The sequence below is a fragment of the Actinomyces marseillensis genome (genome assembly GCF_900155605.1).
Classification (GTDB): Bacteria; Actinomycetota; Actinomycetes; order Actinomycetales; family Actinomycetaceae; genus Pauljensenia; species Pauljensenia marseillensis.
Map to the genome: position 1 here is coordinate 826,858 of NZ_LT707420.1, position 24,337 is coordinate 851,194.

35 protein-coding genes and 2 pseudogenes are annotated in these 24,337 nt (G+C 60.1%); 34 read left to right on the forward strand and 3 right to left on the reverse strand.

Going from position 1 to position 24,337, the window contains the following annotated elements; all coding sequences use genetic code 11:
- Positions 1 to 2 precede the first annotated feature (2 nt).
- The 33 genes and pseudogenes from rplP (BQ8011_RS03465) (at position 3) to glmM (ending at position 18,482) form a co-directional block, all read left to right on the forward strand.
- Positions 3 to 422, forward strand: coding sequence for a 50S ribosomal protein L16 (gene rplP / locus BQ8011_RS03465; RefSeq protein WP_034501318.1), 420 nt, complete (start codon positions 3 to 5; stop codon positions 420 to 422).
- A complete protein-coding gene (gene rpmC / locus BQ8011_RS03470) occupies positions 422 to 655 on the forward strand; it encodes a 50S ribosomal protein L29 (RefSeq protein ID WP_034501321.1) in 234 nt (77 codons plus the stop codon). Before rplP (BQ8011_RS03465) ends, rpmC (BQ8011_RS03470) begins: the two co-directional genes overlap by 1 nt.
- A 5-nt stretch (positions 656 to 660) precedes the next feature.
- Entirely contained in the window at positions 661 to 927 is a 267-nt protein-coding gene (rpsQ, locus tag BQ8011_RS03475; RefSeq protein ID WP_034501324.1) for a 30S ribosomal protein S17, read from the forward strand.
- 95 nt (positions 928 to 1,022) lie between these two features.
- The gene (rplN, locus tag BQ8011_RS03480; RefSeq protein WP_034501327.1) at positions 1,023 to 1,391 is read left to right on the forward strand and encodes a 50S ribosomal protein L14; all 369 of its coding nucleotides are present in this window, start codon (positions 1,023 to 1,025) and stop codon (positions 1,389 to 1,391) included.
- Positions 1,391 to 1,825: a 50S ribosomal protein L24 gene (gene rplX, locus BQ8011_RS03485; RefSeq protein ID WP_034501330.1), complete on the forward strand. Its 435-nt coding sequence runs from the start codon at positions 1,391 to 1,393 to the stop codon at positions 1,823 to 1,825. The genes rplN (BQ8011_RS03480) and rplX (BQ8011_RS03485) overlap by 1 nt, the downstream gene beginning before the upstream one ends.
- A gap of 8 nt (positions 1,826 to 1,833) precedes the next feature.
- Positions 1,834 to 2,079 (forward strand): annotated as a pseudogene (locus BQ8011_RS03490) (30S ribosomal protein S3); the annotation flags it as partial.
- Positions 2,080 to 2,084: 5 nt separating this feature from the next.
- Positions 2,085 to 2,504 (forward strand): 50S ribosomal protein L16, encoded by a 420-nt coding sequence (gene rplP / locus BQ8011_RS03495; RefSeq protein ID WP_034501318.1) that lies wholly within the window; start codon positions 2,085 to 2,087, stop codon positions 2,502 to 2,504.
- On the forward strand, positions 2,504 to 2,737 hold the full coding sequence (gene rpmC / locus BQ8011_RS03500) for a 50S ribosomal protein L29 (protein WP_034501321.1): 234 nt from the start codon (positions 2,504 to 2,506) through the stop codon (positions 2,735 to 2,737). Before rplP (BQ8011_RS03495) ends, rpmC (BQ8011_RS03500) begins: the two co-directional genes overlap by 1 nt.
- A 5-nt stretch (positions 2,738 to 2,742) precedes the next feature.
- Positions 2,743 to 3,009, forward strand: coding sequence for a 30S ribosomal protein S17 (rpsQ, locus tag BQ8011_RS03505; RefSeq protein WP_034501324.1), 267 nt, complete (start codon positions 2,743 to 2,745; stop codon positions 3,007 to 3,009).
- Between the two features lie 95 nt (positions 3,010 to 3,104).
- Positions 3,105 to 3,473, forward strand: coding sequence for a 50S ribosomal protein L14 (gene rplN, locus BQ8011_RS03510; RefSeq protein WP_034501327.1), 369 nt, complete (start codon positions 3,105 to 3,107; stop codon positions 3,471 to 3,473).
- Positions 3,473 to 3,907, forward strand: a complete 435-nt coding sequence (rplX, locus tag BQ8011_RS03515; RefSeq protein ID WP_034501330.1) for a 50S ribosomal protein L24 — start codon at positions 3,473 to 3,475, stop codon at positions 3,905 to 3,907. The genes rplN (BQ8011_RS03510) and rplX (BQ8011_RS03515) overlap by 1 nt, the downstream gene beginning before the upstream one ends.
- Positions 3,908 to 3,909: 2 nt before the next feature.
- A complete protein-coding gene (gene rplE / locus BQ8011_RS03520; protein ID WP_034501332.1) occupies positions 3,910 to 4,455 on the forward strand; it encodes a 50S ribosomal protein L5 in 546 nt (181 codons plus the stop codon).
- A gap of 2 nt (positions 4,456 to 4,457) precedes the next feature.
- Complete coding sequence (locus BQ8011_RS03525; RefSeq protein WP_009408789.1) at positions 4,458 to 4,643, forward strand: type Z 30S ribosomal protein S14; 186 nt, start codon at positions 4,458 to 4,460, stop codon at positions 4,641 to 4,643.
- A 62-nt stretch (positions 4,644 to 4,705) separates the two neighbouring features.
- On the forward strand, positions 4,706 to 5,104 hold the full coding sequence (gene rpsH / locus BQ8011_RS03530; RefSeq protein WP_034501333.1) for a 30S ribosomal protein S8: 399 nt from the start codon (positions 4,706 to 4,708) through the stop codon (positions 5,102 to 5,104).
- 15 nt (positions 5,105 to 5,119) lie between these two features.
- Positions 5,120 to 5,656, forward strand: coding sequence for a 50S ribosomal protein L6 (rplF, locus tag BQ8011_RS03535; protein WP_034501334.1), 537 nt, complete (start codon positions 5,120 to 5,122; stop codon positions 5,654 to 5,656).
- On the forward strand, positions 5,656 to 6,027 hold the full coding sequence (rplR, locus tag BQ8011_RS03540; RefSeq protein ID WP_034501337.1) for a 50S ribosomal protein L18: 372 nt from the start codon (positions 5,656 to 5,658) through the stop codon (positions 6,025 to 6,027). Before rplF ends, rplR begins: the two co-directional genes overlap by 1 nt.
- 29 nt (positions 6,028 to 6,056) lie before the next feature.
- Complete coding sequence (rpsE, locus tag BQ8011_RS03545; RefSeq protein WP_034501435.1) at positions 6,057 to 6,749, forward strand: 30S ribosomal protein S5; 693 nt, start codon at positions 6,057 to 6,059, stop codon at positions 6,747 to 6,749.
- The gene (gene rpmD, locus BQ8011_RS03550) at positions 6,749 to 6,931 is read left to right on the forward strand and encodes a 50S ribosomal protein L30 (RefSeq protein ID WP_034501339.1); all 183 of its coding nucleotides are present in this window, start codon (positions 6,749 to 6,751) and stop codon (positions 6,929 to 6,931) included. Before rpsE ends, rpmD begins: the two co-directional genes overlap by 1 nt.
- Before the next feature lie 2 nt (positions 6,932 to 6,933).
- Entirely contained in the window at positions 6,934 to 7,413 is a 480-nt protein-coding gene (rplO, locus tag BQ8011_RS03555; RefSeq protein WP_034501341.1) for a 50S ribosomal protein L15, read from the forward strand.
- A 232-nt stretch (positions 7,414 to 7,645) separates the two neighbouring features.
- Positions 7,646 to 8,938 carry a preprotein translocase subunit SecY gene (secY, locus tag BQ8011_RS03560; RefSeq protein ID WP_072457389.1) on the forward strand — a complete coding sequence of 431 codons (1,293 nt, stop codon included), beginning with the start codon at positions 7,646 to 7,648 and terminating at the stop codon, positions 8,936 to 8,938.
- The gene (locus tag BQ8011_RS03565; protein WP_034501343.1) at positions 8,935 to 9,510 is read left to right on the forward strand and encodes an adenylate kinase; all 576 of its coding nucleotides are present in this window, start codon (positions 8,935 to 8,937) and stop codon (positions 9,508 to 9,510) included. The genes secY and BQ8011_RS03565 overlap by 4 nt, the downstream gene beginning before the upstream one ends.
- A gap of 99 nt (positions 9,511 to 9,609) precedes the next feature.
- Positions 9,610 to 10,590 carry a type I methionyl aminopeptidase gene (locus BQ8011_RS03570; protein ID WP_072457390.1) on the forward strand — a complete coding sequence of 327 codons (981 nt, stop codon included), beginning with the start codon at positions 9,610 to 9,612 and terminating at the stop codon, positions 10,588 to 10,590.
- A gap of 171 nt (positions 10,591 to 10,761) precedes the next feature.
- Positions 10,762 to 10,983, forward strand: a complete 222-nt coding sequence (gene infA / locus BQ8011_RS03575) for a translation initiation factor IF-1 (protein WP_034501345.1) — start codon at positions 10,762 to 10,764, stop codon at positions 10,981 to 10,983.
- A gap of 43 nt (positions 10,984 to 11,026) precedes the next feature.
- The gene (gene rpmJ, locus BQ8011_RS03580) at positions 11,027 to 11,140 is read left to right on the forward strand and encodes a 50S ribosomal protein L36 (RefSeq protein WP_003790577.1); all 114 of its coding nucleotides are present in this window, start codon (positions 11,027 to 11,029) and stop codon (positions 11,138 to 11,140) included.
- A 141-nt stretch (positions 11,141 to 11,281) separates the two neighbouring features.
- Positions 11,282 to 11,656 carry a 30S ribosomal protein S13 gene (rpsM, locus tag BQ8011_RS03585; RefSeq protein WP_009408801.1) on the forward strand — a complete coding sequence of 125 codons (375 nt, stop codon included), beginning with the start codon at positions 11,282 to 11,284 and terminating at the stop codon, positions 11,654 to 11,656.
- A 55-nt stretch (positions 11,657 to 11,711) separates the two neighbouring features.
- The gene (gene rpsK / locus BQ8011_RS03590; protein ID WP_009408802.1) at positions 11,712 to 12,119 is read left to right on the forward strand and encodes a 30S ribosomal protein S11; all 408 of its coding nucleotides are present in this window, start codon (positions 11,712 to 11,714) and stop codon (positions 12,117 to 12,119) included.
- A gap of 151 nt (positions 12,120 to 12,270) precedes the next feature.
- Positions 12,271 to 13,269: a DNA-directed RNA polymerase subunit alpha gene (locus BQ8011_RS03595; protein ID WP_009408803.1), complete on the forward strand. Its 999-nt coding sequence runs from the start codon at positions 12,271 to 12,273 to the stop codon at positions 13,267 to 13,269.
- A 41-nt stretch (positions 13,270 to 13,310) separates the two neighbouring features.
- A complete protein-coding gene (gene rplQ, locus BQ8011_RS03600) occupies positions 13,311 to 13,892 on the forward strand; it encodes a 50S ribosomal protein L17 (protein ID WP_072457392.1) in 582 nt (193 codons plus the stop codon).
- 134 nt (positions 13,893 to 14,026) lie between these two features.
- The gene (locus tag BQ8011_RS03605; protein ID WP_072457394.1) at positions 14,027 to 14,776 is read left to right on the forward strand and encodes an ROK family protein; all 750 of its coding nucleotides are present in this window, start codon (positions 14,027 to 14,029) and stop codon (positions 14,774 to 14,776) included.
- Positions 14,764 to 15,750 (forward strand): tRNA pseudouridine synthase A, encoded by a 987-nt coding sequence (locus BQ8011_RS03610; protein ID WP_072457396.1) that lies wholly within the window; start codon positions 14,764 to 14,766, stop codon positions 15,748 to 15,750. Before BQ8011_RS03605 ends, BQ8011_RS03610 begins: the two co-directional genes overlap by 13 nt.
- Positions 15,751 to 15,975: 225 nt before the next feature.
- Positions 15,976 to 16,419: a 50S ribosomal protein L13 gene (gene rplM / locus BQ8011_RS03615; RefSeq protein ID WP_019126481.1), complete on the forward strand. Its 444-nt coding sequence runs from the start codon at positions 15,976 to 15,978 to the stop codon at positions 16,417 to 16,419.
- 44 nt (positions 16,420 to 16,463) lie between these two features.
- The gene (gene rpsI / locus BQ8011_RS03620) at positions 16,464 to 16,955 is read left to right on the forward strand and encodes a 30S ribosomal protein S9 (RefSeq protein WP_009408809.1); all 492 of its coding nucleotides are present in this window, start codon (positions 16,464 to 16,466) and stop codon (positions 16,953 to 16,955) included.
- Positions 16,956 to 17,132: 177 nt separating this feature from the next.
- The gene (gene glmM / locus BQ8011_RS03625; RefSeq protein WP_072457398.1) at positions 17,133 to 18,482 is read left to right on the forward strand and encodes a phosphoglucosamine mutase; all 1,350 of its coding nucleotides are present in this window, start codon (positions 17,133 to 17,135) and stop codon (positions 18,480 to 18,482) included.
- Between the two features lie 144 nt (positions 18,483 to 18,626).
- Here the strand turns inward: glmM and BQ8011_RS03630 are convergent.
- From BQ8011_RS03630 to BQ8011_RS03640, 3 genes and pseudogenes are all read right to left on the reverse strand, one after another.
- Positions 18,627 to 18,806, reverse strand: a pseudogene (locus BQ8011_RS03630) (hypothetical protein); the annotation flags it as partial.
- A gap of 88 nt (positions 18,807 to 18,894) precedes the next feature.
- Positions 18,895 to 20,100 (reverse strand): hypothetical protein, encoded by a 1,206-nt coding sequence (locus BQ8011_RS03635; RefSeq protein ID WP_072457400.1) that lies wholly within the window; start codon positions 20,098 to 20,100, stop codon positions 18,895 to 18,897.
- Between the two features lie 155 nt (positions 20,101 to 20,255).
- Entirely contained in the window at positions 20,256 to 21,338 is a 1,083-nt protein-coding gene (locus BQ8011_RS03640) for a LacI family DNA-binding transcriptional regulator (RefSeq protein WP_072457402.1), read from the reverse strand.
- Positions 21,339 to 21,491: 153 nt separating this feature from the next.
- On the opposite strand from BQ8011_RS03640, the gene BQ8011_RS03645 reads away from it, so the two are divergent.
- Positions 21,492 to 24,293 carry a glycoside hydrolase family 2 TIM barrel-domain containing protein gene (locus BQ8011_RS03645; RefSeq protein WP_456047817.1) on the forward strand — a complete coding sequence of 934 codons (2,802 nt, stop codon included), beginning with the start codon at positions 21,492 to 21,494 and terminating at the stop codon, positions 24,291 to 24,293.
- Positions 24,294 to 24,337: the final 44 nt, after the last annotated feature.

The following is a 24,337-nucleotide window of genomic DNA, read 5'->3' on the forward strand; positions in this document are numbered from 1 at the left end:
CAATGCTCATTCCCCGTCGTACTAAGTGGCGTAAGCAGCACCGCCCGCACCGCACCGGTTTTGCGACCGGCGGCACGGAGCTCGCATTCGGCGATTACGGCATTCAGGCACTTGAGGGTGCCTACGTGACCAACCGTCAGATCGAAGCTGCTCGTATCGCAATGACCCGTCACGTTAAGCGTGGTGGCAAGGTGTGGATCAACATCTTCCCCGACCGCCCGCTGACCAAGAAGCCCGCCGAAACCCGTATGGGTTCCGGTAAGGGTGCCGTTGAGTGGTGGGTCGCTCCCGTTAAGCCGGGACGCATCATGTTCGAGCTGGCCGGCGTGCCCGAGGCTCTTGCCCGCGAGGCAATGCGTCGCGCCCAGCACAAGCTTCCGATGAAGACCCGTTTCGTGGTCCGCGAGGGTGGTGACAACTGATGGCCGAAAAGGGTCTGACCACCGCCGATCTCGACGCCATGGACGATGCACAACTGTCCACCGAACTCGAGAAGGCAAAGGCTGAGCTCTTCAACCTCCGCTTCGCGCAGGCAGTTGGCTCCCTTGAAGACAACGGTCGTATGAAGACTGTTCGTCGTAATATCGCCCGCATTTACACCATCGCGCGTGAACGGGAGCTTGGCTACCGCACCGCACCTGGCACTGAGGAGTGACAAACATGGCAGAAAGCACTGTGCGCAACGAGCGCAAGGTCCGTCGTGGCTACGTCACCAGTGACAAGATGGACAAGACCGTTGTCGTTGAGATTGAGGACCGTGTCAAGCACGCCCTCTACGGCAAGGTTATGCGCAAGAGCAAGAAGGTCAAGGTTCACGACGAGCACAACGAGTGCTCCGTTGGCGACCTCGTCCTGATTATGGAGACTCGTCCGCTCTCCGCCACCAAGCGGTGGCGCGTGGTCGAGATTCTCGAAAAGGCGAAGTGACCTTCGCCTAACAGACCGAAATCCGTTCGGCAAGGCTCGGCCCCGGAGGAAACTCCGGGGCAGAGAACCGGCTCGACGACAGGAGTCAGTAGAAAATGATCCAGCAGGAGTCGCGACTGAAGGTCGCCGACAACACAGGTGCTAAGGAAATCCTCACCATCCGTGTTCTCGGCGGATCTGGTCGGCGTTATGCCGGAATCGGCGACGTGATCGTCGCCACCGTCAAGGATGCTATCCCTGGCGGCAATGTTAAGAAGGGGGACGTCGTCAAGGCGGTCATCGTGCGTACGCGCAAGGAGACCCGTCGCCCCGACGGTTCCTACATCCGTTTCGATGAAAACGCGGCAGTCATTCTCAAGAATGACGGTGAACCCCGCGGTACGCGTATCTTCGGCCCCGTGGGCCGCGAGCTGCGTGAAAAGAAGTTCATGCGAATCGTTTCTCTCGCACCGGAGGTGATCTGATGGCAGCGAAGATTCGTAAGGGTGACTTGGTCGAGGTCGTTCGTGGACGTACCTCGGATGAAAAGGAACTCGCAAAGCGCAATGCTCGCCGTGCAGAGCAGGGCCTCGCGCCCCTCAAGCCCGGCGACAAGGGCAAGCAGGGTCGCGTTATCCGCGTTTTCCCCGCTGAGGAAAAGGTCCTCGTTGAGGGCATTAACCTGAAGACCCGCCATGTTCGTCAGGGACAGACTCAGGGCCAGGCCGGCGGCATCATCACCGTCGAGGCTCCGATCTCGCTGTCGAAGGTTGCTCTGGTGGATCCCGAGACGAAGCAGCGCGTTCGCGTTGGCTTCCGCGAGGACACCGTTGAGCGTGACGGCCGTACGCGCACCGTTCGCGTCCGCGTCACCCGTGGCGGTGCTCGCCGCGGTATCGAGCAGGGCAAGGAGATCTGACAATGGCNGGATTCCACGAGGCGCGTACCACCTTTGGTCGTATTGGCGTCAAGGTGTGGATCTACAAGGGCGATATCACCGAGCGTGAGTTTGCCCGCCAGCAGGCTGAGCAGGCCAACCGCGGCGGACGCCGTGGTGGCGAGCGCCGCAACCCGCGTCGCGGCCAGCGTGGCCAGCAGCAGCAGGAGAACACTCAGCAGCAGGAAGCTTCAACTGAGGCACCTGCCGCTACCGAGACCGGAACGGAGGCCTGAGCCCAATGCTCATTCCCCGTCGTACTAAGTGGCGTAAGCAGCACCGCCCGCACCGCACCGGTTTTGCGACCGGCGGCACGGAGCTCGCATTCGGCGATTACGGCATTCAGGCACTTGAGGGTGCCTACGTGACCAACCGTCAGATCGAAGCTGCTCGTATCGCAATGACCCGTCACGTTAAGCGTGGTGGCAAGGTGTGGATCAACATCTTCCCCGACCGCCCGCTGACCAAGAAGCCCGCCGAAACCCGTATGGGTTCCGGTAAGGGTGCCGTTGAGTGGTGGGTCGCTCCCGTTAAGCCGGGACGCATCATGTTCGAGCTGGCCGGCGTGCCCGAGGCTCTTGCCCGCGAGGCAATGCGTCGCGCCCAGCACAAGCTTCCGATGAAGACCCGTTTCGTGGTCCGCGAGGGTGGTGACAACTGATGGCCGAAAAGGGTCTGACCACCGCCGATCTCGACGCCATGGACGATGCACAACTGTCCACCGAACTCGAGAAGGCAAAGGCTGAGCTCTTCAACCTCCGCTTCGCGCAGGCAGTTGGCTCCCTTGAAGACAACGGTCGTATGAAGACTGTTCGTCGTAATATCGCCCGCATTTACACCATCGCGCGTGAACGGGAGCTTGGCTACCGCACCGCACCTGGCACTGAGGAGTGACAAACATGGCAGAAAGCACTGTGCGCAACGAGCGCAAGGTCCGTCGTGGCTACGTCACCAGTGACAAGATGGACAAGACCGTTGTCGTTGAGATTGAGGACCGTGTCAAGCACGCCCTCTACGGCAAGGTTATGCGCAAGAGCAAGAAGGTCAAGGTTCACGACGAGCACAACGAGTGCTCCGTTGGCGACCTCGTCCTGATTATGGAGACTCGTCCGCTCTCCGCCACCAAGCGGTGGCGCGTGGTCGAGATTCTCGAAAAGGCGAAGTGACCTTCGCCTAACAGACCGAAATCCGTTCGGCAAGGCTCGGCCCCGGAGGAAACTCCGGGGCAGAGAACCGGCTCGACGACAGGAGTCAGTAGAAAATGATCCAGCAGGAGTCGCGACTGAAGGTCGCCGACAACACAGGTGCTAAGGAAATCCTCACCATCCGTGTTCTCGGCGGATCTGGTCGGCGTTATGCCGGAATCGGCGACGTGATCGTCGCCACCGTCAAGGATGCTATCCCTGGCGGCAATGTTAAGAAGGGGGACGTCGTCAAGGCGGTCATCGTGCGTACGCGCAAGGAGACCCGTCGCCCCGACGGTTCCTACATCCGTTTCGATGAAAACGCGGCAGTCATTCTCAAGAATGACGGTGAACCCCGCGGTACGCGTATCTTCGGCCCCGTGGGCCGCGAGCTGCGTGAAAAGAAGTTCATGCGAATCGTTTCTCTCGCACCGGAGGTGATCTGATGGCAGCGAAGATTCGTAAGGGTGACTTGGTCGAGGTCGTTCGTGGACGTACCTCGGATGAAAAGGAACTCGCAAAGCGCAATGCTCGCCGTGCAGAGCAGGGCCTCGCGCCCCTCAAGCCCGGCGACAAGGGCAAGCAGGGTCGCGTTATCCGCGTTTTCCCCGCTGAGGAAAAGGTCCTCGTTGAGGGCATTAACCTGAAGACCCGCCATGTTCGTCAGGGACAGACTCAGGGCCAGGCCGGCGGCATCATCACCGTCGAGGCTCCGATCTCGCTGTCGAAGGTTGCTCTGGTGGATCCCGAGACGAAGCAGCGCGTTCGCGTTGGCTTCCGCGAGGACACCGTTGAGCGTGACGGCCGTACGCGCACCGTTCGCGTCCGCGTCACCCGTGGCGGTGCTCGCCGCGGTATCGAGCAGGGCAAGGAGATCTGACAATGGCCCCGCGTTTGAAGGAAAAGTACAACTCCGAAATTCGTGACGCTCTGCGCGAAGAGTTCAAGCACGAAAACCCCATGCAGGTTGGCGGTCTTGTCAAGATCGTTGTCAACATGGGCGTCGGCGAGGCGGCTCGTGATTCGAAGGCACTTGAGGGCGCGATCCGCGACCTCACTGCCATCACTGGCCAGAAGCCTCAGACGAGTAAGGCGAAGAAGTCGATCGCACAGTTCAAGCTGCGTGAGGGCCAGGTTATTGGCGCTTTCGTGACGCTGCGTGGCGATCGCATGTGGGAGTTCCTTGACCGTCTGCTCTCGACTGCGCTTCCGCGTATTCGTGACTTCCGCGGTCTGTCCTCGAAGCAGTTCGACGGACACGGCAACTACACCTTTGGCCTGACGGAGCAGTCCATGTTCCACGAGATCGATCAGGATTCCATCGACCGCGTTCGCGGCATGGATATCACGGTCGTCACCTCGGCCTCCACCGACGAAGAGGGCCGCGCCCTCCTGCGTCACCTCGGCTTCCCGTTTAAGGAGGACTGACCATGGCTAAGACGTCACTGAAGATCAAGGCTGCGCGTAAGCCCAAGTTCGGCGTGCGCGGCTACACCCGGTGCAACCGCTGCGGTCGTCCCCGCTCGGTGTACCGCAAGTTCGGACTGTGCCGTGTGTGCCTGCGTGAGCTCGCCCTTCGTGGCGATCTTCCGGGTGTCACCAAGAGCAGCTGGTAAAACTGACGTCGTAGGTCCCGGGTTACCGGAGAAACCGCGACGAGGAAGGGGAGAATCCCCAAATGACAATGACTGATCCGATCGCAGACATGCTGACGCGTCTGCGTAACGCGAACCATGCGCGCCACGAGTCGGTTTCAATGCCGTACTCGAAGCTCAAAGCCGCAATCGCGAAGATTCTCGTCGAGGAAGGCTACATTGCCTCTATCGACGTCGAGGATGCCAAGGTCGGCAAGACGCTCGTCATCACCCTCAAGTACGGCTCGCACCGCGAGTCCGCCATCGAGGGCCTGCAGCGCGTTTCCAAGCCCGGTCTGCGCGTCTATGCCAAGTCCACCAACCTGCCCAAGGTCCGCGGCGGCCTCGGCGTGGCAATTCTGTCCACGTCTTCCGGCCTGCTCACCGACCGCCAGGCAGCCGAGAAGGGTGTGGGTGGGGAAGTCCTCGCCTACATCTGGTGATGAGGAGGCTGAGTAATGTCGCGTATTGGTAAGAATCCGATCGATATCCCCGCCGGCGTTGACGTCACCATCAATGGTGCAGACGTTACCGTCAAGGGCCCCAAGGGAACGCTGAGCCACGTTGTGGCTGAACCGATCAACGTCGCCATCGAAGGAAGCCAGGTCGTTGTGACCCGCCCCAGCGATGACCGCGTCGCGCGTTCGCTTCACGGCCTGACTCGCACCCTGATCGCTAACATGATCGAAGGTGTGACGAAGGGCTTCTCCAAGCAGCTCGAAATCGCCGGTACCGGTTACCGCGTTGTTGCCAAGGGCAAGGACCTTGAGTTCTCCCTCGGTTTCTCGCACACGGTCCTGGTCACCGCTCCCGAGGGCATCGAGTTCACCGTTGAGTCTCAGACGAAGTTCACCGTCGCAGGCATCGACAAGCAGCTCGTCGGAGAGACCGCCGCTCGCATCCGTAAGCTCAAGAAGCCTGAACCCTACAAGGGCAAGGGTATCCACTACGTGGGCGAGACCATCCGTCGCAAGGTTGGAAAGGCTGGTAAGTGATGGCGTACACAGTCAAGGGCAAGGGCAAGTTCGTCGCTCGCAAGCGTCGTCACCTGCGCCTGCGCAAGAAGGTTCAGGGCACCCCTGCGCGTCCGCGTTTGGTTGTCACCCGTTCGAACCGCCATATGGTCGCACAGATTGTGGACGATACCATCGGTCACACTCTGGTCTCCGCTTCGACCAAGGAAGCTGCACTCGTTGCCGCTGAAGGTACGAAGAAGGACAAGGCCTACCAGGTCGGCACTCTCATCGCAGAGCGCGCAAAGGCCGCAGGCATCACCGCTGTGGTCTTCGACCGCGGTGGCAATAAGTACCACGGCCGCGTTGCGGCAGTCGCAGAAGCCGCCCGTGAGGGCGGACTTGAGCTGTGACTGAGGCTCGAGGAAAGGGAGATCAACTGATGGCTGCATCGCAGCGAAGCAGGAACGGTCAGGAAGGCGCCGAGCGCTCAGGCGACGGCGAACGCCGTGACCGTCGCTCCGGTCGCGAGAACCGCGACGCTCGTCGGGGCGAAAACAAAGATCAGTACATCGAGCGTGTTGTCACCATCAACCGCGTGTCCAAGGTTGTGAAGGGTGGACGTCGTTTCTCCTTCACCGCTCTGGTTGTCGTCGGTGACGGTGAAGGCACCGTCGGTATCGGCTACGGAAAGGCCAAGGAAGTTCCCCAGGCTATTTCCAAGGGTGTTGAGGAAGCGAAGAAGAACTTCTTCCGCGTCCCCATGATCCGCCGTACCATCACTCACGTTGTTCAGGGCCGCGACGCGGCCGGCGAAGTTCTGCTTCGTCCGGCAGCCCCCGGTACCGGCGTTATCGCCGGCGGCCCCGTCCGTGCAGTCCTCGAGGCTGCAGGCGTCCACGACGTGTTGACGAAGTCGCTCGGTTCTGACAACGCAATCAACATTGTTCATGCAACTGTTGCCGCACTGAAGCTTCTGGAACAGCCCGAAGCAGTCGCAGCTCGCCGCGGTCTTCCGCTCGAGCGCGTTGCTCCGGCCTCGATGCTCCGTGCACGCGCAGAAGGCGAAGCTGAGAAGCGCGCTGCCGCAGAGGCAAGCGAAGCTGACAAGGCTGCAGCGGGGGTGACTGAGTGATGGCAAATCTGAAGATCACACAGGTCAAGTCCTCCATCGGCGCCAAGCAGAACATGAAGGACACACTGCGCACCCTCGGGCTGCGCAAGATCGGCCAGAGCGTCGTTCGTGAGGATTCGGAAACCGTTCGCGGTGCGATCCACACGGTGCGTCACCTGGTTACTGTTGAGGAGGTCGACTGACCATGGCGGACTCCACGAAGAACACCGGTGAAGAGCAGGTGCGCGTCGTTCGACTGCACCACCTGCGTCCCGCCGCTGGTGCAAAGACCGCGAAGACCCGCGTTGGCCGCGGTGAAGGTTCAAAGGGTAAGACCGCTGGACGTGGTACCAAGGGCACCAAGGCCCGTTACCAGGTTCCCGCAGGCTTCGAGGGTGGACAGATGCCCATCCACATGCGCCTTCCCAAGCTGCGTGGTTTCAAGAACCCCTTCCGCGTTGAGTACCAGGTCGTCAACGTCGGTCGTCTGCAGGAGCTTTTCCCCGAAGGTGGAAAGGTGACTGTCGAGGATCTCGTTGCACGCAATGCGGTGCGTGACGGTTGGGCAGTTAAGGTGCTGGGCACCGGCGAGCTCACTGTTAAGCTCGAGGTTGAGGTCGACTCCTGGTCGGCTTCTGCAGAAGCAAAGATTACTGCTGCTGGCGGATCTATCAAGACCCGCTAAGTAGTGATTGCCACGGGGGTGGCTCGGTTTCCGGGCCACCCCCGTTCCGCTTTCTCACCAACACGGCCTGATCCCCACAAGCGGCATCGCACATAGGGGAGAGGGCCTTTACTCATCTCACAGTTTTCCAAGTTTGCTACCTTTAATTCACAGAATCAGTGTTATTTCAGGTAGGCTTTTGGGAGTCCTGCGATCTGTGGATCGCATTTATTCCATCTACTAGGAGGAAGCCTTGCTCAGTGCGTTCGCGCAGGCATTCCGTACCCCAGATCTTCGACGGAAGCTTCTTTTCTCGCTGTTCATTATGGCGATGTTCCGTCTTGGATCCTTCATCCCAACTCCGGGCGTTGACTCACAGGCAGTTGCGAAGTGTCTAGCTCAGCAAAACGACGCCTCGCTTTTGGACCTCGTCAACCTATTCTCCGGTGGGGCGCTCCTCCAGTTGTCTGTCTTCGCGTTGGGCATCATGCCCTACATCACCGCGTCGATTATTATCCAGCTTCTTCGCGTCGTGATCCCGCGCTTCGACGACCTCCACAAGGAAGGTCAGACAGGCCAAGCAAAGCTCACGCAGTACACGCGTTACCTCACAATCTTCTTGGGTATTCTCCAGTCGACGACGATGATCTCACTGGCCCGCTCCGGCAACCTTTTCGCCGGATGCGCAGAGAAGGTTATTCCCTCAAACTCCGTGTGGACCTTCCTCCTCATGATGATCGTGATGACGGCCGGTACCGGTGTCATCATGTGGCTGGGTGAATTGATCACCGAGCGCGGCATCGGTAACGGTATGTCCCTCTTGATCTTCACCTCAATCACCGCGCGTATGCCCGCGCAGCTTCTGACCATCGGCCAGGGCGGTAAGTGGGGAGCGGTCTTCGCGATCCTCGGCCTCATGCTTGTCGTCTCGATTGTGGTTGTCTACCTCGAGCAGGCTCAGCGCCGAATTCCGGTTCAGTACGCAAAGCGCATGATCGGCCGGCGCCAATACGGTGGAACCACCACCTATATCCCGCTCAAGATCAACATGTCCGGTGTTATCCCGGTCATCTTCGCATCATCTCTTCTTGCATTCCCCCCGATGCTTGCTCAGTTTGGCCGCCAGGACTCCAAGTGGGTCCAATGGATCAGCGCCAACTTCCATCAGGACGCGTGGCCCTACTTGACCACCTACGCCCTGCTCACGCTCTTCTTCACCTTCTTCTACACCGCGATCACTTTCGATCCCGATGAAGTAGCGGACAACATGAAGCGCTACGGTGGCTTTATTCCCGGCTATCGTGCCGGCCGTCCGACGGCTGAATATCTGCGCTACGTGATCAACCGAATCACCACCGCCGGTGCTCTCTACTTGGTCACTGTCGCATTGATCCCGTCGTTGGCGATCATCCCGCTGCATATTTCTCAAGGACAAATGCCCTTCGGCGGCACGACCCTTCTGATTATCATCGGTGTCGGCCTGCAGACGGTGAAGGAAATTAATACACAGCTTCAACAGCACCACTACGAAGGATTCTTGCGATGACCGCTATCGTTCTCCTCGGCCCTCCCGGAGCGGGCAAGGGCACACAGGCAGCACGTATCGCCGAGCGTTTGGGTATTCCCGCGATCTCGACCGGAGAGATTTTCCGCGCCAATATGTCCGAGGGCACTGAGCTGGGCAAGCGTGCCAAGGAGTACATGGAACGCGGAGAGTTCGTTCCCGACTCTGTCACGAACCCCATGGTGAAGGTTCGCCTCGCGGCGCCCGACACCGCAAATGGTTTCCTTCTTGACGGATACCCGCGCACGCTCGAGCAAGCACATGTGCTACGCGACATGCTCGCTGAGCTGGGTGTTAGCCTCGACGTCGTCCTCGAAATTCAGGTCGACGAAGACGAGGTTGTTGCTCGCATGCTCAAGCGCGCGACCGAGCAGAACCGCGCGGATGACACCGAACCCGTGATCCGCCACCGCCTCGAGATCTACCATGAACTGACCGAGCCCATGGCCACCTACTACGCAGACCAGGATCTGCTTCAGGCAATCGATGGTCGCGGAACGATTGACGAAGTCAGCGAACGCATCTTCGCAGTCTTGGACGGTCTCAATAACTAAAGCATTGCGTACATGGCGCTCGATGTGGCGTTGACGCAAAACTGGGGCGCGGTGGCAAACGACCATCGCGCCCCATAATTTTTATCTGAAGGAAACAGCATGTCTCGCATTGAATACAAAACTCGCGACCAGATGAAGTGGATGCGTGAGTCTGGACTTGTCGTCGCAGAAATTCACCGCAGCCTGCGTGAAGCAGCACGCCCTGGTATCACGACAGCTGAACTTGACGAAGTGAGCGCCGACGCGATCCGCCGCTGTGGTGCTCGTTCGAATTTCCTCAACTACTACGGTTATCCCGCCACCGTATGTATTTCCCCCAATGACGTTATCGTCCATGGCATTCCTGGAAAGTACAAGCTTGCCGCCGGTGACATCGTGAGCTTTGACTGTGGCGCATGGCTCGAGCGCTCTGGCCAGCAGTGGCACGGTGACGCTGCCTTCACCTTGGTCATTGGCGACGAATTCACGAGCGACGAGGACTTTGCCGCCACTTGGGTGCGCCGCCACCAAGGCCCCGGAGCAGGCAAGCGCTGGGGTAGCGCACTTCCTGCAGCAGGTGCGTCCTCGCCGGCCGAGGCCTCGGCAGTGGTATCGAAGCAGGGGAGCGTCGCGCGCAGGCGTGAGCTGGACCTGGTGACGCGCGAGGCTTTGTGGGCCGCGCTTGCTTCCGTCGCGCATGGAAAGCGTGTGAGCGCGATCGGCGAGGCCGTGGAACGCGTCGTTGCTGAACGCGCGGAAGACCTGGGCTGGGAAGCGGGAATCATTGAGGACTTCACGGGGCACGGCATCGGAACAAAGATGCATCAGGACCCGGAGGTTCTGAACTATCGCGTGCGCGGACTCATGCCGAAATTGCGTCCGGGAATGGTTCTTGCTGTGGAACCGATGCTGACGACCGGTGATATTGAGACCCTGACAGAAAACGATGACTGGACCGTGCGTTCGGTTGACGGTTCAGATGCCGCTCAGTGGGAGCATACCGTGGCGATCCTCGACGATGGCATCAGTATTCTCAGTGCGATCGATGGGGGAGTGGCTGGCTTAGCGCCCTTCGGCGTGACCCCGGTCAGCCTCGACTGACATTAAGCGTGAGGCGATAGACATTGTCTCCGGCTTTTCAAGAGGGCCTCAAATAGCGTAGGCTCGACCCTTGGACGTGTCTTTGGGATCAGTATGCCTGTTTTCAAAGACCATCCCGAGCGGCCTGTGGCCGCCCGATTCCGAAAAAGTAGTAGAGGATAGACGGAGGATATGGCGAAGAAGGACGGCGTCATCGAAATCGAAGGTACGGTTGTCGAAGCCTTGCCGAATGCGATGTTCCGCGTGGAATTGAGCAATGGACACATCGTGCTTGGCCACATTGCCGGCAAGATGCGTCAGCACTACATCCGCATTCTGCCCGAGGACCGTGTGGTCGTCGAGCTGAGCCCCTACGACCTCTCCCGAGGCCGCATCGTCTACCGCTACAAGTGAACAAACCGACACAAGCTACCCGCGGGTAGCGGAGGTACACACCATGAAGGTCAAGCCGAGTGTCAAGAAGATCTGTGACAAGTGCAAGGTGATTCGTCGCCACGGCAACGTCATGGTCATCTGTGACAACCCCAGGCACAAGCAGCGTCAGGGCTGATCCCTCGCTGTGAAAACGCCGGAGCAATCCGGCAGCATCATTCCACACGCGCTTGCGCGACCCTCGGTTCGGAGGCCGGGGCCGGGTGGCTCACCCGGGAGGAGTGGTGACGACCTCCGATGAACAATTTGGAGCATAAACATGGCACGTATTGCCGGCGTCGACCTCCCTCGCGAAAAGCGTATGGAGATCGCGCTCACGTACATCTATGGAGTTGGACGCACCCGCGCCAAGGAGACCCTCGAGGCCACCGGCGTGAGCCCCGATCTTCGCGTGAAGGATGCTACCGAGGAAGACCTCGTCAAGCTGCGCGAATACATCGAGAACACCTTTAAGGTGGAAGGCGATCTGCGTCGTGAGGTTCAGGCAGATATCCGTCGCAAGATTGAGATCGGATCCTACCAGGGACTTCGTCACCGTCGTGGCCTGCCGGTCCACGGTCAGCGCACCAAGACCAATGCGCGTACCCGCAAGGGCCCCAAGCGCACCGTTGCAGGTAAGAAGAAGGCTAAGTAAAGCCACTCAGTCCTGTGTGGACTGATACAACACGACTTCGAAGGAACTGAAAGTAATGGCTGCAAAGACCACTCGTTCCGGCGCTGGACGCAAGCCGCGCCGCCGGATTTCAAAGAACGTTACTCACGGACACGCGTACATCAAGTCGACGTTCAACAACACTATCGTTTCTATCACTGACCCCACCGGTGCAGTGATCTCCTGGGCCTCTTCCGGTCAGGTGGGCTTCAAGGGTTCGCGTAAGTCGACTCCCTTCGCTGCTCAGCTTGCCGCCGAGGCTGCCGCGCGTCGCGCTCAGGAGCACGGCATGAAGAAGGTCGACGTCTTCGTGAAGGGTCCCGGCTCCGGCCGTGAGACCGCGATCCGCTCGCTGCAGGCTGCTGGCCTGGAAGTTGGCTCGATCCAGGACGTGACGCCCCAGGCATTCAACGGCGCTCGTCCCCCGAAGCGTCGTCGCGTCTGAGCCTCGGAGGGTGGAAATCCGACGGAAATCCACCCCCCACGTCTGGGCGGGATCACAAAAGAATCCGTGGCCTCGTCCTTACCTTTTTCCCCGCAATGCGGGACCCCTATCCGGCGTCATATGGCGGGCGCCGGGAAGAAAGGACTAAGACGTGCTCATTGCAGAGCGACCCATCCTGACCGAAGAGAAGGTCAGCGAACTGCGCTCCCGTTTCATCCTGGAGCCCCTTGAGCCCGGTTTCGGCTACACGCTGGGTAACTCCCTGCGCCGAACCCTGCTCTCGTCGATCCCCGGCGCTGCTGTGACCTCCATCCGTATTGATGGAGTGCCTCACGAGTTCCGCACGATCGAGGGCGTGAAGGAAGACGTTGCCGAGATCATCCTGAACATCAAGCAGATCGTTCTCTCTTCCGAGAACGACGAGCCGGTTGTTATGTACCTGCGCAAGGCAGGTCCGGGAGAGGTCGTCGCAGGGGATATCACCCCTCCGGCTGGCGTTGAGATTCACAACCCCGATCTGCACCTGGCAACCCTCAATGAGAAGGGCAAGCTGGAGATCGAGCTGACTGTTGAGCGTGGCCGCGGCTACGTTTCGGCAGCTCAGAACAAGGATCCTCAGGCTGAGATTTCTCGCATCCCGATCGATTCGATCTACTCGCCCGTTGTCAAGGTGACCTACAAGGTCGAGGCAACGCGTGTTGAGCAGCGCACCGACTTCGATCGCCTGATCATCGATGTCGAAACCAAGCCGGCAATCACCCCGCGTGACGCCGTTGCCTCCGCTGGCAAGACCTTGGTTGAGCTCTTTGGTTTGATGCGCGAACTGAACGAGGAAGCCGAAGGCATTGAAGTTGGTCCCTCGACCACCGATGCCACTCTCGCTGCCGACCTCGCGCTGCCCATTGAGAACCTCGGCCTGCAGTCGCGTTCCTACAACGCCCTGCGTCGCCGCGGAATCCTCACTGTTGGCGAGCTCGTGGCTCACTCCGAGGCGGATCTGCTTGACATTCGCAACTTCGGAACGAAGTCGATTGAAGAAATCAAGGAAGCTCTTGCAACCCTTGGTATGACCCTGAAGGATTCCGTCCTGCCCTCCGGTGAGGCCAGCGAATCCGGGTCCATCCACTTCAGCGACGACCAGTCCATCTGACATGCTGCGTCCGGTGGACGCATAAATTCCTAGGAGACAAAATGCCCACCCCCAAGAAGGGTGCTCGTCTGGGCGGAAGCCCGGCACACCAGAAGCTGATCCTCAAGAACCTCGCGACTCAGCTCATTGAACACCGCTCTCTGACCACGACCGAGGCCAAGGCTAAGGCCCTGCGCCCCTTCGTTGAGAAGCTCGTGACCAAGGCAAAGCGCGGCGACATCCACGCTCGCCGTACCGTTGCACGCGTCATCACCGACCGCGATGCCCTCTACACCCTGTTCGACGTCATTGCTCCTGCTCTTGACCCCGAGCGTAAGGGCGGCTACACCCGCCTGACCCGCCTGGGCAACCGCAAGGGCGACAACGCCCCCATGATGCAGATCGAGTTCTGCATGGAGGCCGTCGAGAAGAAGGCAGTCGTGAAGTCTGCTGAGAAGGCCGCCGAAAAGGCCGCTGCTGCTGAAGTTGTAGCAGAAGCTGAGGAAGCCGCAGAAGCAGCTGCAGAGCGCGCCGAAGAGGCTCGTGAAGAAGGCGACCTCGCCAAGGCTAACGAGGCTGAAGAAATCGCAGCCGAGGCCGGCGAAGAAGCTGACGCCGCCGAGCAGGTCGAAGAAGAGAAGTGACCACGCTCGCGTAGGCGACTTTTCAGGGCCGGGCACCACACGTGTGGTGCCCGGCCCTTGTGCTACACCCAATGTGACCTCTATTTTTCTTTCCTCTTCAGGATGAAAGCCGGTGGTGGCTGTAGCCTGTAGCTATGACTCGCGAGATGACACTGGCAGTGGATTGCGGCGGCGGCGGAATTAAAGCCTCTGTACTCGATGGACAGGGAACAATGGTTGCTCCGCCAAAACGTACTCCGACTCCCTATCCTCTTCCTCCGCAGCTCTTGGTCGATACTGTCGTCGAATTGGCCTCGCAGCTTCCGGCTGCCGATCGAGTCACCCTTGGAATGCCGGGAATGATTCGCCACGGCATTGTCATTGCCACTCCGCACTACATCACCAAAGATGGTCCCCGTTCTCGCGTTGTCCCTGAACTTGTCACCTTGTGGGATCACTTTGATATGGCAGGTGCGTTGGAGAAGGCGTTGAGCCTGCCCACTAAAGTCCTCAATGATGCAGAAGTCGCGGGTGCGGGTGTTGTGACCGGCCGAGGCCTCGAAATGATTATCACTTTGGGCACGGGGCTTGGAAACGCCGTTTTTGACGGCGGGCGCCTTGCCCCACACGTTGAAGTCTCCCAGGGGCCGATTCGCTGGGGACTCACCTACGACGACTACATCGGCGAGCATGAACGCTTGCGCTTGGGTGATATGCACTGGTCACGTCGCGTCCGCCGCGTCGTTGAGGGCCTGCGCCCCATGTACATGTGGGATCGCCTCTATTTGGGTGGGGGAAACTCTAAGCGCATTGTTCCTTCGCAACGTGAAAAGCTTGGGGATGATGTCATCATCGTCCCCAACGACGCGGGAATTATTGGGGGAGTGCGCTCGTGGGAGCTTTAGAATCTGCCTCGCTGAGGATCCGTCTTGACCTTGCCTATGATGGGACTTTCTTTCACGGCTGGGCCTCTCAAGATGGCCTACGCACTGTTCAAGGAGTTCTCACCCTTGCCCTTGAGACGATTCTTCGCCACTCCATTACGCTCACCGTCGCAGGGCGGACCGACGCGGGAGTCCACGCGCGTCACCAGGTTGCTCACTTCGACTGCTCCGCTGAAGCCTTCCACGGCCTCGTGAGGGAGAAGAACCAACCTAGCGACGAAGGGGAACTGAGCGCAGTGTGCGCCGAGGCTCTCCAGCGGCGAGTGAACTCCCTCTTGGGGCGCGCCTATGTTGATTTCGCAATCGGCAGTGGACTGAAGGTCCCTCGAGGAACCAGCGATGTGCGCATTGATCGCGTGAGTGTCGTCAGTTCTGACTTCGATGCGCGCTTCGCTGCCCTTGAGCGCGCCTACACTTATCGCCTCGCCCCCGAGGGACAGCTTCCCTTGGCTCGGCGCTGGGACGTGTGCGAGGTCCCCCACGCTCTCGATATCGAGGCGATGAACCGCGCGGCGCAACCACTGCTGGGTGAGCACGACTTCCTTGCGTATTGCCGCCCGCGTGAGGGGGCGACGACGATTCGCGAACTGCGTGAGTTGCGTATTATTCCCGAGGCCGGGGGGAGTGGCGTCCTTGAGTGCCACGTGCGTGCGGATGCCTTCTGCCACTCTATGGTTCGATCCCTTGTCGGTGCCCTTATTGAAGTCGGTAGGGGAGCGCGCGAGGAGACGTGGCCCGTGCAGCTGCTCGAGAAGGCCTCGCGCCGAGACGCGGCGCCTATTGCCCCCGCCCACGGGCTGACTTTGGAATCCGTTAGCTACCCCGACGAGGCCGAGTGGAGTGCGCAGGTTCGCCGCACTCGCAGGGTTCGCGGCTTTGCCTTCGATGGAAGCGTTGAAGAGTGGGCGATGGGTGGCAATTGCTGCGCTGGTTGATTCAGAAACGATATGAGGAATAAGCCACACTCTGGTCTGCGCTTTGACCCCGCTGCCTTTTGGCGCATAAACTAACAGGTGCTGTGTGTCAGCTGGACCTCTGGTGCCTTCCCACTCGCCGGAGAAGAAATTCGGCTGATGCCTCGCGGAACCGTTTCATAGCGGGCCGGTGCGTCGAACACTCGATGCTAGGCCCCATGACAGAAAGAATTGAAGGTTACGCCCGTGCGCACCTATTCACCTAAGCCGGCGGATGCCGACAAGCAGTGGTACGTCATCGACGCCACTGACGTCGTCCTCGGTCGCCTGGCGGCTCAAGTTGCCGCTATCCTTCGTGGGAAGCACAAGCCGACGTTTGCCCCTCACCTCGATATGGGCGATTACGTCATCATCATTAATGCGGACAAGGTTGCCCTCACCGGTAAGAAGCTTGACCAGAAGATGGCCTACCGCCACTCCGGTCGCCCCGGTGGTCTGAGCGCAACACGCTATCGCGATCTCATGGCTGAGCGTCCTGAACGCGCAGTCGAGAAGGCAGTCCGCGGCATGCTTCCTCACACCAGCCTCGGCCGCGCGCAGTTCAAGAAGCTGCACGTTTACGCTGGAGCTGAGCACCCGCACATCGGCCAGCAGCCGATTCCCTACGAAATCACCCAGGTCGCCCAGTGAGCGCGTCGCGCTTCTGAGCCCAACGAACTGCACTGAGGAGAACTGTGGCTGAGACCACCGAGATTCTTGAGCTGGATGAGGAAGTTGTCCCCAGCTCCTACACCACAGAGACTGAGTCAGCGCCTGCTGGTGCTGGTCAGTCCATCACCGCGCCCGGCGCGGGCCTTGGCCGCCGTAAGGAAGCCGTTGCCCGTGTTCGCCTGGTTCCCGGCAACGGCCAGTGGACCATTAACGGACGCACTCTTGAAGATTACTTCCCGAACAAGCTGCACCAGCAGCTCGTGAAGTCCCCCTTCACCCTGCTTGATATCGACGGTCGCTTCGACGTGATCGCTCGTATCAATGGCGGCGGCATCTCCGGCCAGGCCGGTGCGCTGCGCCTGGGCATTTCGCGTGCACTGAACGAGATCGATCGTGACGCGAACCGTCCCGCACTGAAGAAGGCTGGCTTCCTGACCCGCGATGCCCGCGCTGTTGAGCGTAAGAAGGCAGGCCTCAAGAAGGCACGCAAGGCTTCGCAGTTCTCGAAGCGCTGATCTTCGCCTTTACTTCAAGGTGTGGCCCCAATCGGAAGATTGGGGCCACACTTTTTGTATTCGGAATGCCTAGTTCTCTGCTTGCTTTCCTGCAATGTTGGTTGCAGGTCAATCGATTGAGTGAAGAGTGAGCAGCTAGAATAGCGGTGGATTAATTTTCGAGCGGGAGGTACCCCGATGGCCAGGTTGTTCGGAACAGATGGCGTGCGTGGACTTGCAAATGTTGACTTGACTGCGCCCCTTGCCTTGGAACTGGGTGAAGCGGCAGCGCGCCTGACGATTCAGGGACGCCCGGCCTCGGGACATAAGCCAAAGGCGATCATTGGTCGCGATACGCGAATCTCCGGCGAGTTCCTGGACCACGCGCTGGCAGCAGGTTTGGCTAGCGCGGGAATGGACGTTGTTCGCGTTGGCGTCGTGACCACTCCCACCGTTGCACATCTGACGGCCTCGTCCTCAGTCGACTTGGGCGTCATGATTTCCGCCTCGCACAACCCCATGCCCGACAATGGCATTAAGTTCTTTGCTCACGGCGGCTACAAGCTTCCCGACCAAGTTGAAGACCAGATTCAAGAGCTTCTCAACACTTCGTGGGATCGTCCGACCGGCGCTGCTGTCGGTGAGGTCGAATATGACGATGACTGGGCGGAAAAGTCCTACATCGAGCACCTGATGACGTCCTTGGGCACCGACCTTCATGGCCTCCGAATTGCGGTTGACTGCGCAAATGGCGGTGCCTCTTTCCTTGCTCCCGAGGCTTTCCGGCAGGCGGGTGCAGATGCCGTTGTTATTAACGCGGCTCCCGATGGTCGCAACATTAACGACAAGGCCGGTTCAACCCACCCCGAGCAGCTTCAGGCCCTGACCGTTGCTTCCGAAGCTGACTTCGGTGTTGCCTACGATGGCGATGCCGACCGCTGCCTGGCTGTGGACCGCGATGGCAACATTGTTGACGGCGACAAGATTATGGGCGCACTGGCTGTGCACATGCGTGATGAGGGCCAGCTTGCAAAGGACACCTTGGTTGTCACTGTCATGTCGAATCTTGGTTTGATTCTTGCCATGCAAGAGGCAGGGATCAAGACGGTCCAGACCGGAGTTGGTGACCGTTATGTCCTAGAAGCCATGCTCGAAGGTGGCTACTCGCTGGGCGGAGAGCAGTCCGGACACATCATTGCGAAGAAGTACGCAACTACCGGCGACGGCATCCTCTCCTCGCTGCTGTTGGCACGCATGGTGAAGGAATCTGGCCGAGATCTGGCCGACCTGACCAGCTTCATCAAGCGCCTTCCTCAGACGCTCATCAACGTTGGGGGAGTGGATCGTTCGCGCGCGAATAGCGACCCGGTCGTGGCCGAGGCCGTTGCTGCCGCCGAGGCTGTGCTGGGCAATACCGGACGCGTCTTGCTCCGCCCCTCCGGTACCGAGCCTTTGGTTCGCGTCATGGTCGAGGCAGCGACACAGGCGCAAGCTGATGGTGTCGCTTCGCGCTTGGCTGATGTCGTGAAGGAAAACTTGGCGCTGTGAGCCTCTGAGAGACGTACGCGTGTAGGGCGGGCACCCACCGGTGCCCGCCCTACACGTTATATGTCCTCGGCTTGCGAGGCCGCCTGCCGTCCTCCTTGTGTGGAGAGAGCGGCAGGCGGCCTCGTGTCAGCGTGGGATGAACCGTCAGATCTTCGCGGCCTCGATCCACTCAAGCGGGATGCGGGTGAAGTACAGCCCCTGCATCCCGCGCTCCCATAGCAGGCCGAGGGTTCCGTCGGGCAGGATCGTCATGCACTGGTAGACGTAGTGCGCCGGGTTGAAGGTGCGCGATGCGATCCACGTACGGCCTCCGTCCTCCGACATCTACCGGGCCTGCGGGCATGCGAAATCGGCGCTCGGTGCTGTGTCGGCACCGAGCGGGCGCGTGCAGAGGTGAACTGCCTATGGGTGTTTAACGGGCGGGGTCGATGCTCAGCTGCTCGGTGAGGAACGAATGCTCGCCCGCATCGTCGCGCCAGTAGACCAGCGTCGCGCGCGATTCCTGCTGCTCGCACAGGCTCTGCGAGAGGTCCTTGAAGGCCTCCAGCTTCGACCCGTGTTCATCGATGAGGGCCTTTTCGTTTTCGAGGATCTTCTCTCGGCGCTCTTTCAAAGCAAAGAAATCGTGAGTCGGGCCCGAGATGCGTTCCTTGCCCCATTCGCCCCACGACTTCTTGTGATCGGACTCCTCAAGGGAAGCGATCCTGTCTTTGACTCTTTCCGACAGGTTTTTGAGCTCGCTCCATCTGTCGTTGGTGCGAGTGATGCAGTCCGTCAGCTGCTGCGTGCGTTTGGTGACCAGTGCTGGGCTTTCCTGCAGGGCGAGCGCCACGTACAGGGCGTGCACCTGGACCTCGGTAATGTATGCCAGCCCAGCTGCGTTGATGTCGCGGATGACATCCTCGATGGGTGTCCCGGTATCGAGAGCGCGATTTTCCGCGGATAGGAGGAGCAACTCTTGGCGTCGAGCGACGGCCTCGAGGGCTTGTTCGGCCACCGCGAAACGGGCGGTCATGGACGGGGTAAAGTGCCCGAGCTCGCCGTATTCCTCGGTGATGTCGCCCAAGGTTTTCGAAGCGGCGATGAGTCCGGCGATCTGGGTGATGTCCGCGCGCACGAGGAGGTTGGTGAGAGTGTTTGCGAGGGTGTCCAGCTTGGCGTTGACTGCCTGAAACTGGCGCATGGTCACGGCTGTGTTAACGACCCCCATCAGTGCGAGTGGGACGACGACGGGCATTGAGGCGGCGACGGGAATGAAGGGTGCCTGGGCGACGATGCCGCCTGCTCCCATGACGGCGGAACCGACGCCGGAGCCGAGCTGCATGAGCGTTGCGGGGTTGGCTGTGGCCATGAAGAGGGTCGGGGCGATTGCTGCGGATGCTGCAGTGGAGGCGACAGCGGTCGCCGTCGATGCTGTTAAGCCGAGGATCTGCGGAGAGACAGCCCGGGCGTCGGGAGTGTACTTGCCAGTCGTGGCGAGGCTGTTCGTCAGGCTCGCGATGAGGGCATCACGCGTGCGCCCGGTGACGGCGATGAGCCCTTGGGTCGGCTGGCTGTCACGCGTCGCGACGGTGAACTGGACGTCGTGTGGGGTGGTCGTTAGCTCGTTGTCGCTCATGGCACTCTCCTGCGCAGGTTGGAATGCCCCCATCATAGTTTCCCTGTCAGTATTTGTGGTGTTTCCGGTGGGACCGTGTCAGCAATGGGTACGTGTGTCTGGGCGGGTGGGGGGAATAAGCTCGCGACTGCCGGCGCGGTGAGGGAGTGCGTCTCCTATGCGCGCCTGGCAACCGATGAGCGCCACACCGGGCGCGTCGGGATCGTCGCGATTGGGGTGCCGTCCGGGGCCTCCTCGTCGATGGATGCCTGCGGGTGAATGTCGGTCATGGGGGAGCGCCCCTCGATCACGTTGATGATCGAGGAGACGGCAGCCTCGGTCATGTCCTTGAGGGGCCACTCGACCGTCGTGAGGCCGAGTGCGGAGGCGCTGCGGTGGTCCTGATTGCCGAAGCCGAGGATCGACAGGTCGCCGGGTACGGACAGATCCAGGTCTGCGGCAGCCTGGAAGACGCCGGGGGTCTGCGAGTCGTCGGCCAGGGCGATCAGAGAGATTGAGGGGTCCTCGTCGAGGAGGCGCAGCGCGGCCTGGTAGGCCGTGGTGGGTTCCCAGTCGGGCAGTGAGTAGAGGGTGAACTTCGTGCCGAACGCGCTCGCGATCGGGTTCTGGCGCGCGTGATTCGTGTTCGGGCCAGCCAGGAAGACGGCATGCCCCTGACCCGTGCCGGTTGCCGGATCTACGAGCGCGCAGTCAGAGAGAACGTCGCGCACGCCGGCACCCTCGTCGATGCGAATGAGGGAGGACTCTGATCCGGTCGGGTTGGCCTCGATCATCGACATGGCGACGACGGGGATGCCGAGGTTGGCGAGCAGGCGCGAGGTGAAGGCCTCGGCCGACGTGGTCTCGCGGATGATGCCGGCCAGTTGTGTGTCGCCCAGGACCCCGCGGATGACCTCGGCGTCCGAGGCTCCGTCGCCCGACTGGAACAGGGGGAGGAGTAGGTAGCCGTGGCGCTGAATGTCGATCATTGCGGTCGTGAGGACCGTGTGGACGACGGGCACGAAGGGATCGTCCGGCAGCTCGGCCATAAGGAGGGCGATGAGGTGGGACTTGCCGCGGCGCAGCGACCGGGCGGCTGCGTTGGGGATGTAGTTGAGTTCGCGTGCAGCATCTTGAACACGCTGGATCGTCGCTGGTGCAATCTTGACTTCTGGCCCGCGACCATTGAGCACGAGCGATACGGTTGAGGGAGCGACGCCCGCTGCACGAGCGACGTCTGCCCGAGTGGCTCGATCCATTTCATCTCCCTTGGTGCTGGGCCCATCGAATCTGTGTGAATATAACAACTATAACGTGTTAGTCTAGGTGTGCTACAAGGCGTCGATGTTGACTTACCTGAAAGGCTCATGATGAAGACTACGCCCTCATATGCACCGGGAAGAGGAAAACTCGTGTTACCGCGTGCATATTTCGCTGATGACCCGGGTGAGTTGAGTCTGGATGGAACGTGGTTTTTCGACTATCACCGCAGCGATCCAAACCCCGATATCAATCCCGAAGTGGCCTTTGAGCAACCTCTTGTCCCTGAGAAAGAGACTATTGACGTGCCCAGCCATTGGGTGTTGAGGGGAGAAGGTCGTTGGGGTGCCCCCGCCTATACCAATGTTGATTTTCCATTCCCCGTGGATCCGCCCTTTCCTCCGGAAGATAATCCTGTCGGCGACTATTCGCGGCATTTCATCTGTCCAGAGTCGTGGCTTTCCTCGGGAGGCCAGATCCGCCTGCGCTTCGAGGGCGTTGAATCCCAGATCATTGTCTGGGTGAATGGCCAATGGATCGGAATGGCCCGCGGCTCACGTCTTGCGCATGAATTCGACATCACCGAGGTACTTGTCCCCGGTGAAAATACAGTTACTCTTCGCGTCCATCAGTTCAGTGCTGGCTCCTACCTTGAGGATCAGGATCAGTGGTGGCTTCCAGGCGTGTTTCGTTCAGTTTCGCTCCGCTATCTCCCCGCTTTTTCAATCGAAGATCTGTGGATCAACACCGATTACGAGGCTGGGCAAGGATTTGCAACCCTTGAGCTAAGAGTGCGGGGAGCGCAAAGTGAAACTCTTGAAGCGAATCTGGACATCGAAGGCCTCGGGGCATCAACGCTGACGCTCGCGCGAGGGGAGGATGGTCGCTACCGGAGCGAAAACATCGGCCTCGGAACTGTCCAGCCGTGGAGCCCGCAATCCCCGAAACTTTACGCCGCGCGCGTGCAAGCGGTGGGGGAGGGAGGCCGCCTGACGGAAGAGCGCCACCTGCGCCTCGGCTTCCGAAGGGTCGAAATCGTTGATGGTGTTCTGCACGCCAATGGGCATCCCCTGACGCTTAATGGTGTCAATCGCCATGAAATTCGCGCCGACGAAGGGCGAGTATTCAGCGAAGAATTCGCGCGAACCGATCTTGAACTGATGAAATCGATGGGAATCAACGCGATCCGAAGCTCTCATTATCCGCCTCACCCGCACCTTCTTGATCTGGCCGATGAAATTGGACTGTGGGTCATGCTCGAGGGAGATATCGAAACCCACGGTTTCGAGGGGGACCGTACCTGGATCGATAACCCCTCCGATGATCCGCGGTGGGAAGCCTCCTACCTTGACCGCACCGAACGCGCCTTTGAGCGCGACAAGAATCATGCCAGCATTTTCTGCTGGAGCCTGGGGAACGAATCTGGAACGGGACGTAACTTGGCAGGGGGCGCGCGTTGGCTCCACGCACGCACCCACGGACGCGGGATCGTCCATTACGAAGGCGACCACGCCATGGAGTACGTCGATATCTACTCGCGGATGTATCCGACGCTTGAAGAAGTTGCTGCGGTGCTTGAAGACACGGATCTACATGCCCCTGTTGCTGTCCCAAGCCATGCAAGTGCGACTGTGGATGACGCTGCGAAAGAACGTATTCGCAGTGCTCCCTACATCATGTGCGAGTACCTTCATGCGATGGGAACCGGCCCCGGTGGAGCTGCCGCTTATGCCGAGCAAATGAGCCATCCTCGTCACGCTGGAGGCTTTGTGTGGGAGTGGCGTGACCATGCGCTGTGGCGCACCCTTCCTGATGGGCGTCGTGCTCTTGCCTACGGCGGCGATTTCGGAGAGGACGTGCACGACGGAAATTTCGTCTGCGATGGCTTGGTTGATGCGCTTTCACGTCCCTATGCGGGGACCTGGGCATGGATTCGCGCGCTCGCACCTGATGCGCCGATCCTTCGTGAGCGCTCGCAGAAATCGGGTGGCGAGGCCGAGGAGCGCTTGCGTGCTTTGGCTTCGTCGGCCTCTTCCCTGCTTTCCTCTGACGAGGTCGAGTGCGGCGCCGTGTTTGATGCTCGTGGGCGCATGGAGTCCGTGGGCGGGCTTCCGATCATGGCAGAGATCAGCGTTTACCGTGCGCCAACGGACAATGATCGCGGTCGCGGTCCCGTCGACTATTGGGGGATTTCCTCTGATGCTCTGGGTCCACTGGGAACAGGGACCGGGCAATGGGGAGTCTCCCACGCTCAACGATGGGAAATGGCACGTTTGCATCTCCTGCGCCGAACATGGCATGGAGGCGCCCGTGAGAGCGGAACGCGGGTGCTAATTGAACGCTGGGCGCCGCCAGCCGCGCAGTTTGGGCTTGAGGCTCGTTGGAGTTTTACTCCCGTAGACGGAAAAGCCGCAGGCGCATCTGCGGGTGCTGCGCTGCCGGGAAGTTGCCTCGTCGTCAAGGTCGAAATGACTCCCTATGGGCACTGGCCAGAGCGCATCCCTCGCACGGGGGTTCGTCTGTGCATCCCGGGAACGGGGTGGACGGCCTCGTGGGTGGGGGAGACAGATATTGCTTATACGGATATGCCCGGCGCTCATCCAGATGGGTTTGGGTGCGCTGAGCTTGAAGATCTATGGGATGTGGGCGTCAAGCCTCAAGAAGGTGGGCACCGACCGGGACTGAAGGTCCTCGAGCTGCGAGGGGAAGGTCGTGCGCTCACGATCGTTCCTCGAAGTGAGGTGGGGTGGAGTGCCTCGCCGTGGAATGAGCGAGAGCTTGCCCTGGCGGGTCACTGGGAAGATTTGCCGGATTCGAATCGGACTTTTGTTTGGCTTGATGCCATTCAAGATGGTATCGGGACTCGCTCGTGTGGCCCTGATGCGCGCCCCGAATTTGGTGCACGGATGAATCCGCTGACCATCGAATTCATCGTTTGTGTAACGGATCTATAACAATTGTCCGCTACGCAACGTAAAGCTAGGTTCTCAACGGTAGC

Coding starts and splice junctions, on each gene's coding strand:
- rplO (WP_034501341.1), top strand. CDS start 6,934: ATGGCGGACTCCACGAAGAACACCGGTGAAGAGCAGGTGCGCGTCGTT.
- rplR (WP_034501337.1), top strand. CDS start 5,656: ATGGCGTACACAGTCAAGGGCAAGGGCAAGTTCGTCGCTCGCAAGCGT.
- rpsK (WP_009408802.1), top strand. CDS start 11,712: ATGGCTGCAAAGACCACTCGTTCCGGCGCTGGACGCAAGCCGCGCCGC.
- rplP (WP_034501318.1), top strand. CDS start 3: ATGCTCATTCCCCGTCGTACTAAGTGGCGTAAGCAGCACCGCCCGCAC.
- rplF (WP_034501334.1), top strand. CDS start 5,120: ATGTCGCGTATTGGTAAGAATCCGATCGATATCCCCGCCGGCGTTGAC.
- rplE (WP_034501332.1), top strand. CDS start 3,910: ATGGCCCCGCGTTTGAAGGAAAAGTACAACTCCGAAATTCGTGACGCT.
- BQ8011_RS03605 (WP_072457394.1), top strand. CDS start 14,027: ATGACTCGCGAGATGACACTGGCAGTGGATTGCGGCGGCGGCGGAATT.
- rpmJ (WP_003790577.1), top strand. CDS start 11,027: ATGAAGGTCAAGCCGAGTGTCAAGAAGATCTGTGACAAGTGCAAGGTG.
- rpsQ (WP_034501324.1), top strand. CDS start 2,743: ATGGCAGAAAGCACTGTGCGCAACGAGCGCAAGGTCCGTCGTGGCTAC.
- rplQ (WP_072457392.1), top strand. CDS start 13,311: ATGCCCACCCCCAAGAAGGGTGCTCGTCTGGGCGGAAGCCCGGCACAC.
- BQ8011_RS03640 (WP_072457402.1), bottom strand. CDS start 21,338: ATGGATCGAGCCACTCGGGCAGACGTCGCTCGTGCAGCGGGCGTCGCT.
- BQ8011_RS03635 (WP_072457400.1), bottom strand. CDS start 20,100: ATGAGCGACAACGAGCTAACGACCACCCCACACGACGTCCAGTTCACC.
- rpsM (WP_009408801.1), top strand. CDS start 11,282: ATGGCACGTATTGCCGGCGTCGACCTCCCTCGCGAAAAGCGTATGGAG.
- infA (WP_034501345.1), top strand. CDS start 10,762: ATGGCGAAGAAGGACGGCGTCATCGAAATCGAAGGTACGGTTGTCGAA.
- rplX (WP_034501330.1), top strand. CDS start 3,473: ATGGCAGCGAAGATTCGTAAGGGTGACTTGGTCGAGGTCGTTCGTGGA.
- BQ8011_RS03570 (WP_072457390.1), top strand. CDS start 9,610: ATGTCTCGCATTGAATACAAAACTCGCGACCAGATGAAGTGGATGCGT.
- rpmC (WP_034501321.1), top strand. CDS start 2,504: ATGGCCGAAAAGGGTCTGACCACCGCCGATCTCGACGCCATGGACGAT.
- BQ8011_RS03525 (WP_009408789.1), top strand. CDS start 4,458: ATGGCTAAGACGTCACTGAAGATCAAGGCTGCGCGTAAGCCCAAGTTC.
- rplN (WP_034501327.1), top strand. CDS start 1,023: ATGATCCAGCAGGAGTCGCGACTGAAGGTCGCCGACAACACAGGTGCT.
- rplP (WP_034501318.1), top strand. CDS start 2,085: ATGCTCATTCCCCGTCGTACTAAGTGGCGTAAGCAGCACCGCCCGCAC.
- glmM (WP_072457398.1), top strand. CDS start 17,133: ATGGCCAGGTTGTTCGGAACAGATGGCGTGCGTGGACTTGCAAATGTT.
- rpsE (WP_034501435.1), top strand. CDS start 6,057: ATGGCTGCATCGCAGCGAAGCAGGAACGGTCAGGAAGGCGCCGAGCGC.
- rpsH (WP_034501333.1), top strand. CDS start 4,706: ATGACAATGACTGATCCGATCGCAGACATGCTGACGCGTCTGCGTAAC.
- rpmD (WP_034501339.1), top strand. CDS start 6,749: ATGGCAAATCTGAAGATCACACAGGTCAAGTCCTCCATCGGCGCCAAG.
- rplX (WP_034501330.1), top strand. CDS start 1,391: ATGGCAGCGAAGATTCGTAAGGGTGACTTGGTCGAGGTCGTTCGTGGA.
- rplN (WP_034501327.1), top strand. CDS start 3,105: ATGATCCAGCAGGAGTCGCGACTGAAGGTCGCCGACAACACAGGTGCT.
- BQ8011_RS03565 (WP_034501343.1), top strand. CDS start 8,935: ATGACCGCTATCGTTCTCCTCGGCCCTCCCGGAGCGGGCAAGGGCACA.
- rpmC (WP_034501321.1), top strand. CDS start 422: ATGGCCGAAAAGGGTCTGACCACCGCCGATCTCGACGCCATGGACGAT.
- rpsQ (WP_034501324.1), top strand. CDS start 661: ATGGCAGAAAGCACTGTGCGCAACGAGCGCAAGGTCCGTCGTGGCTAC.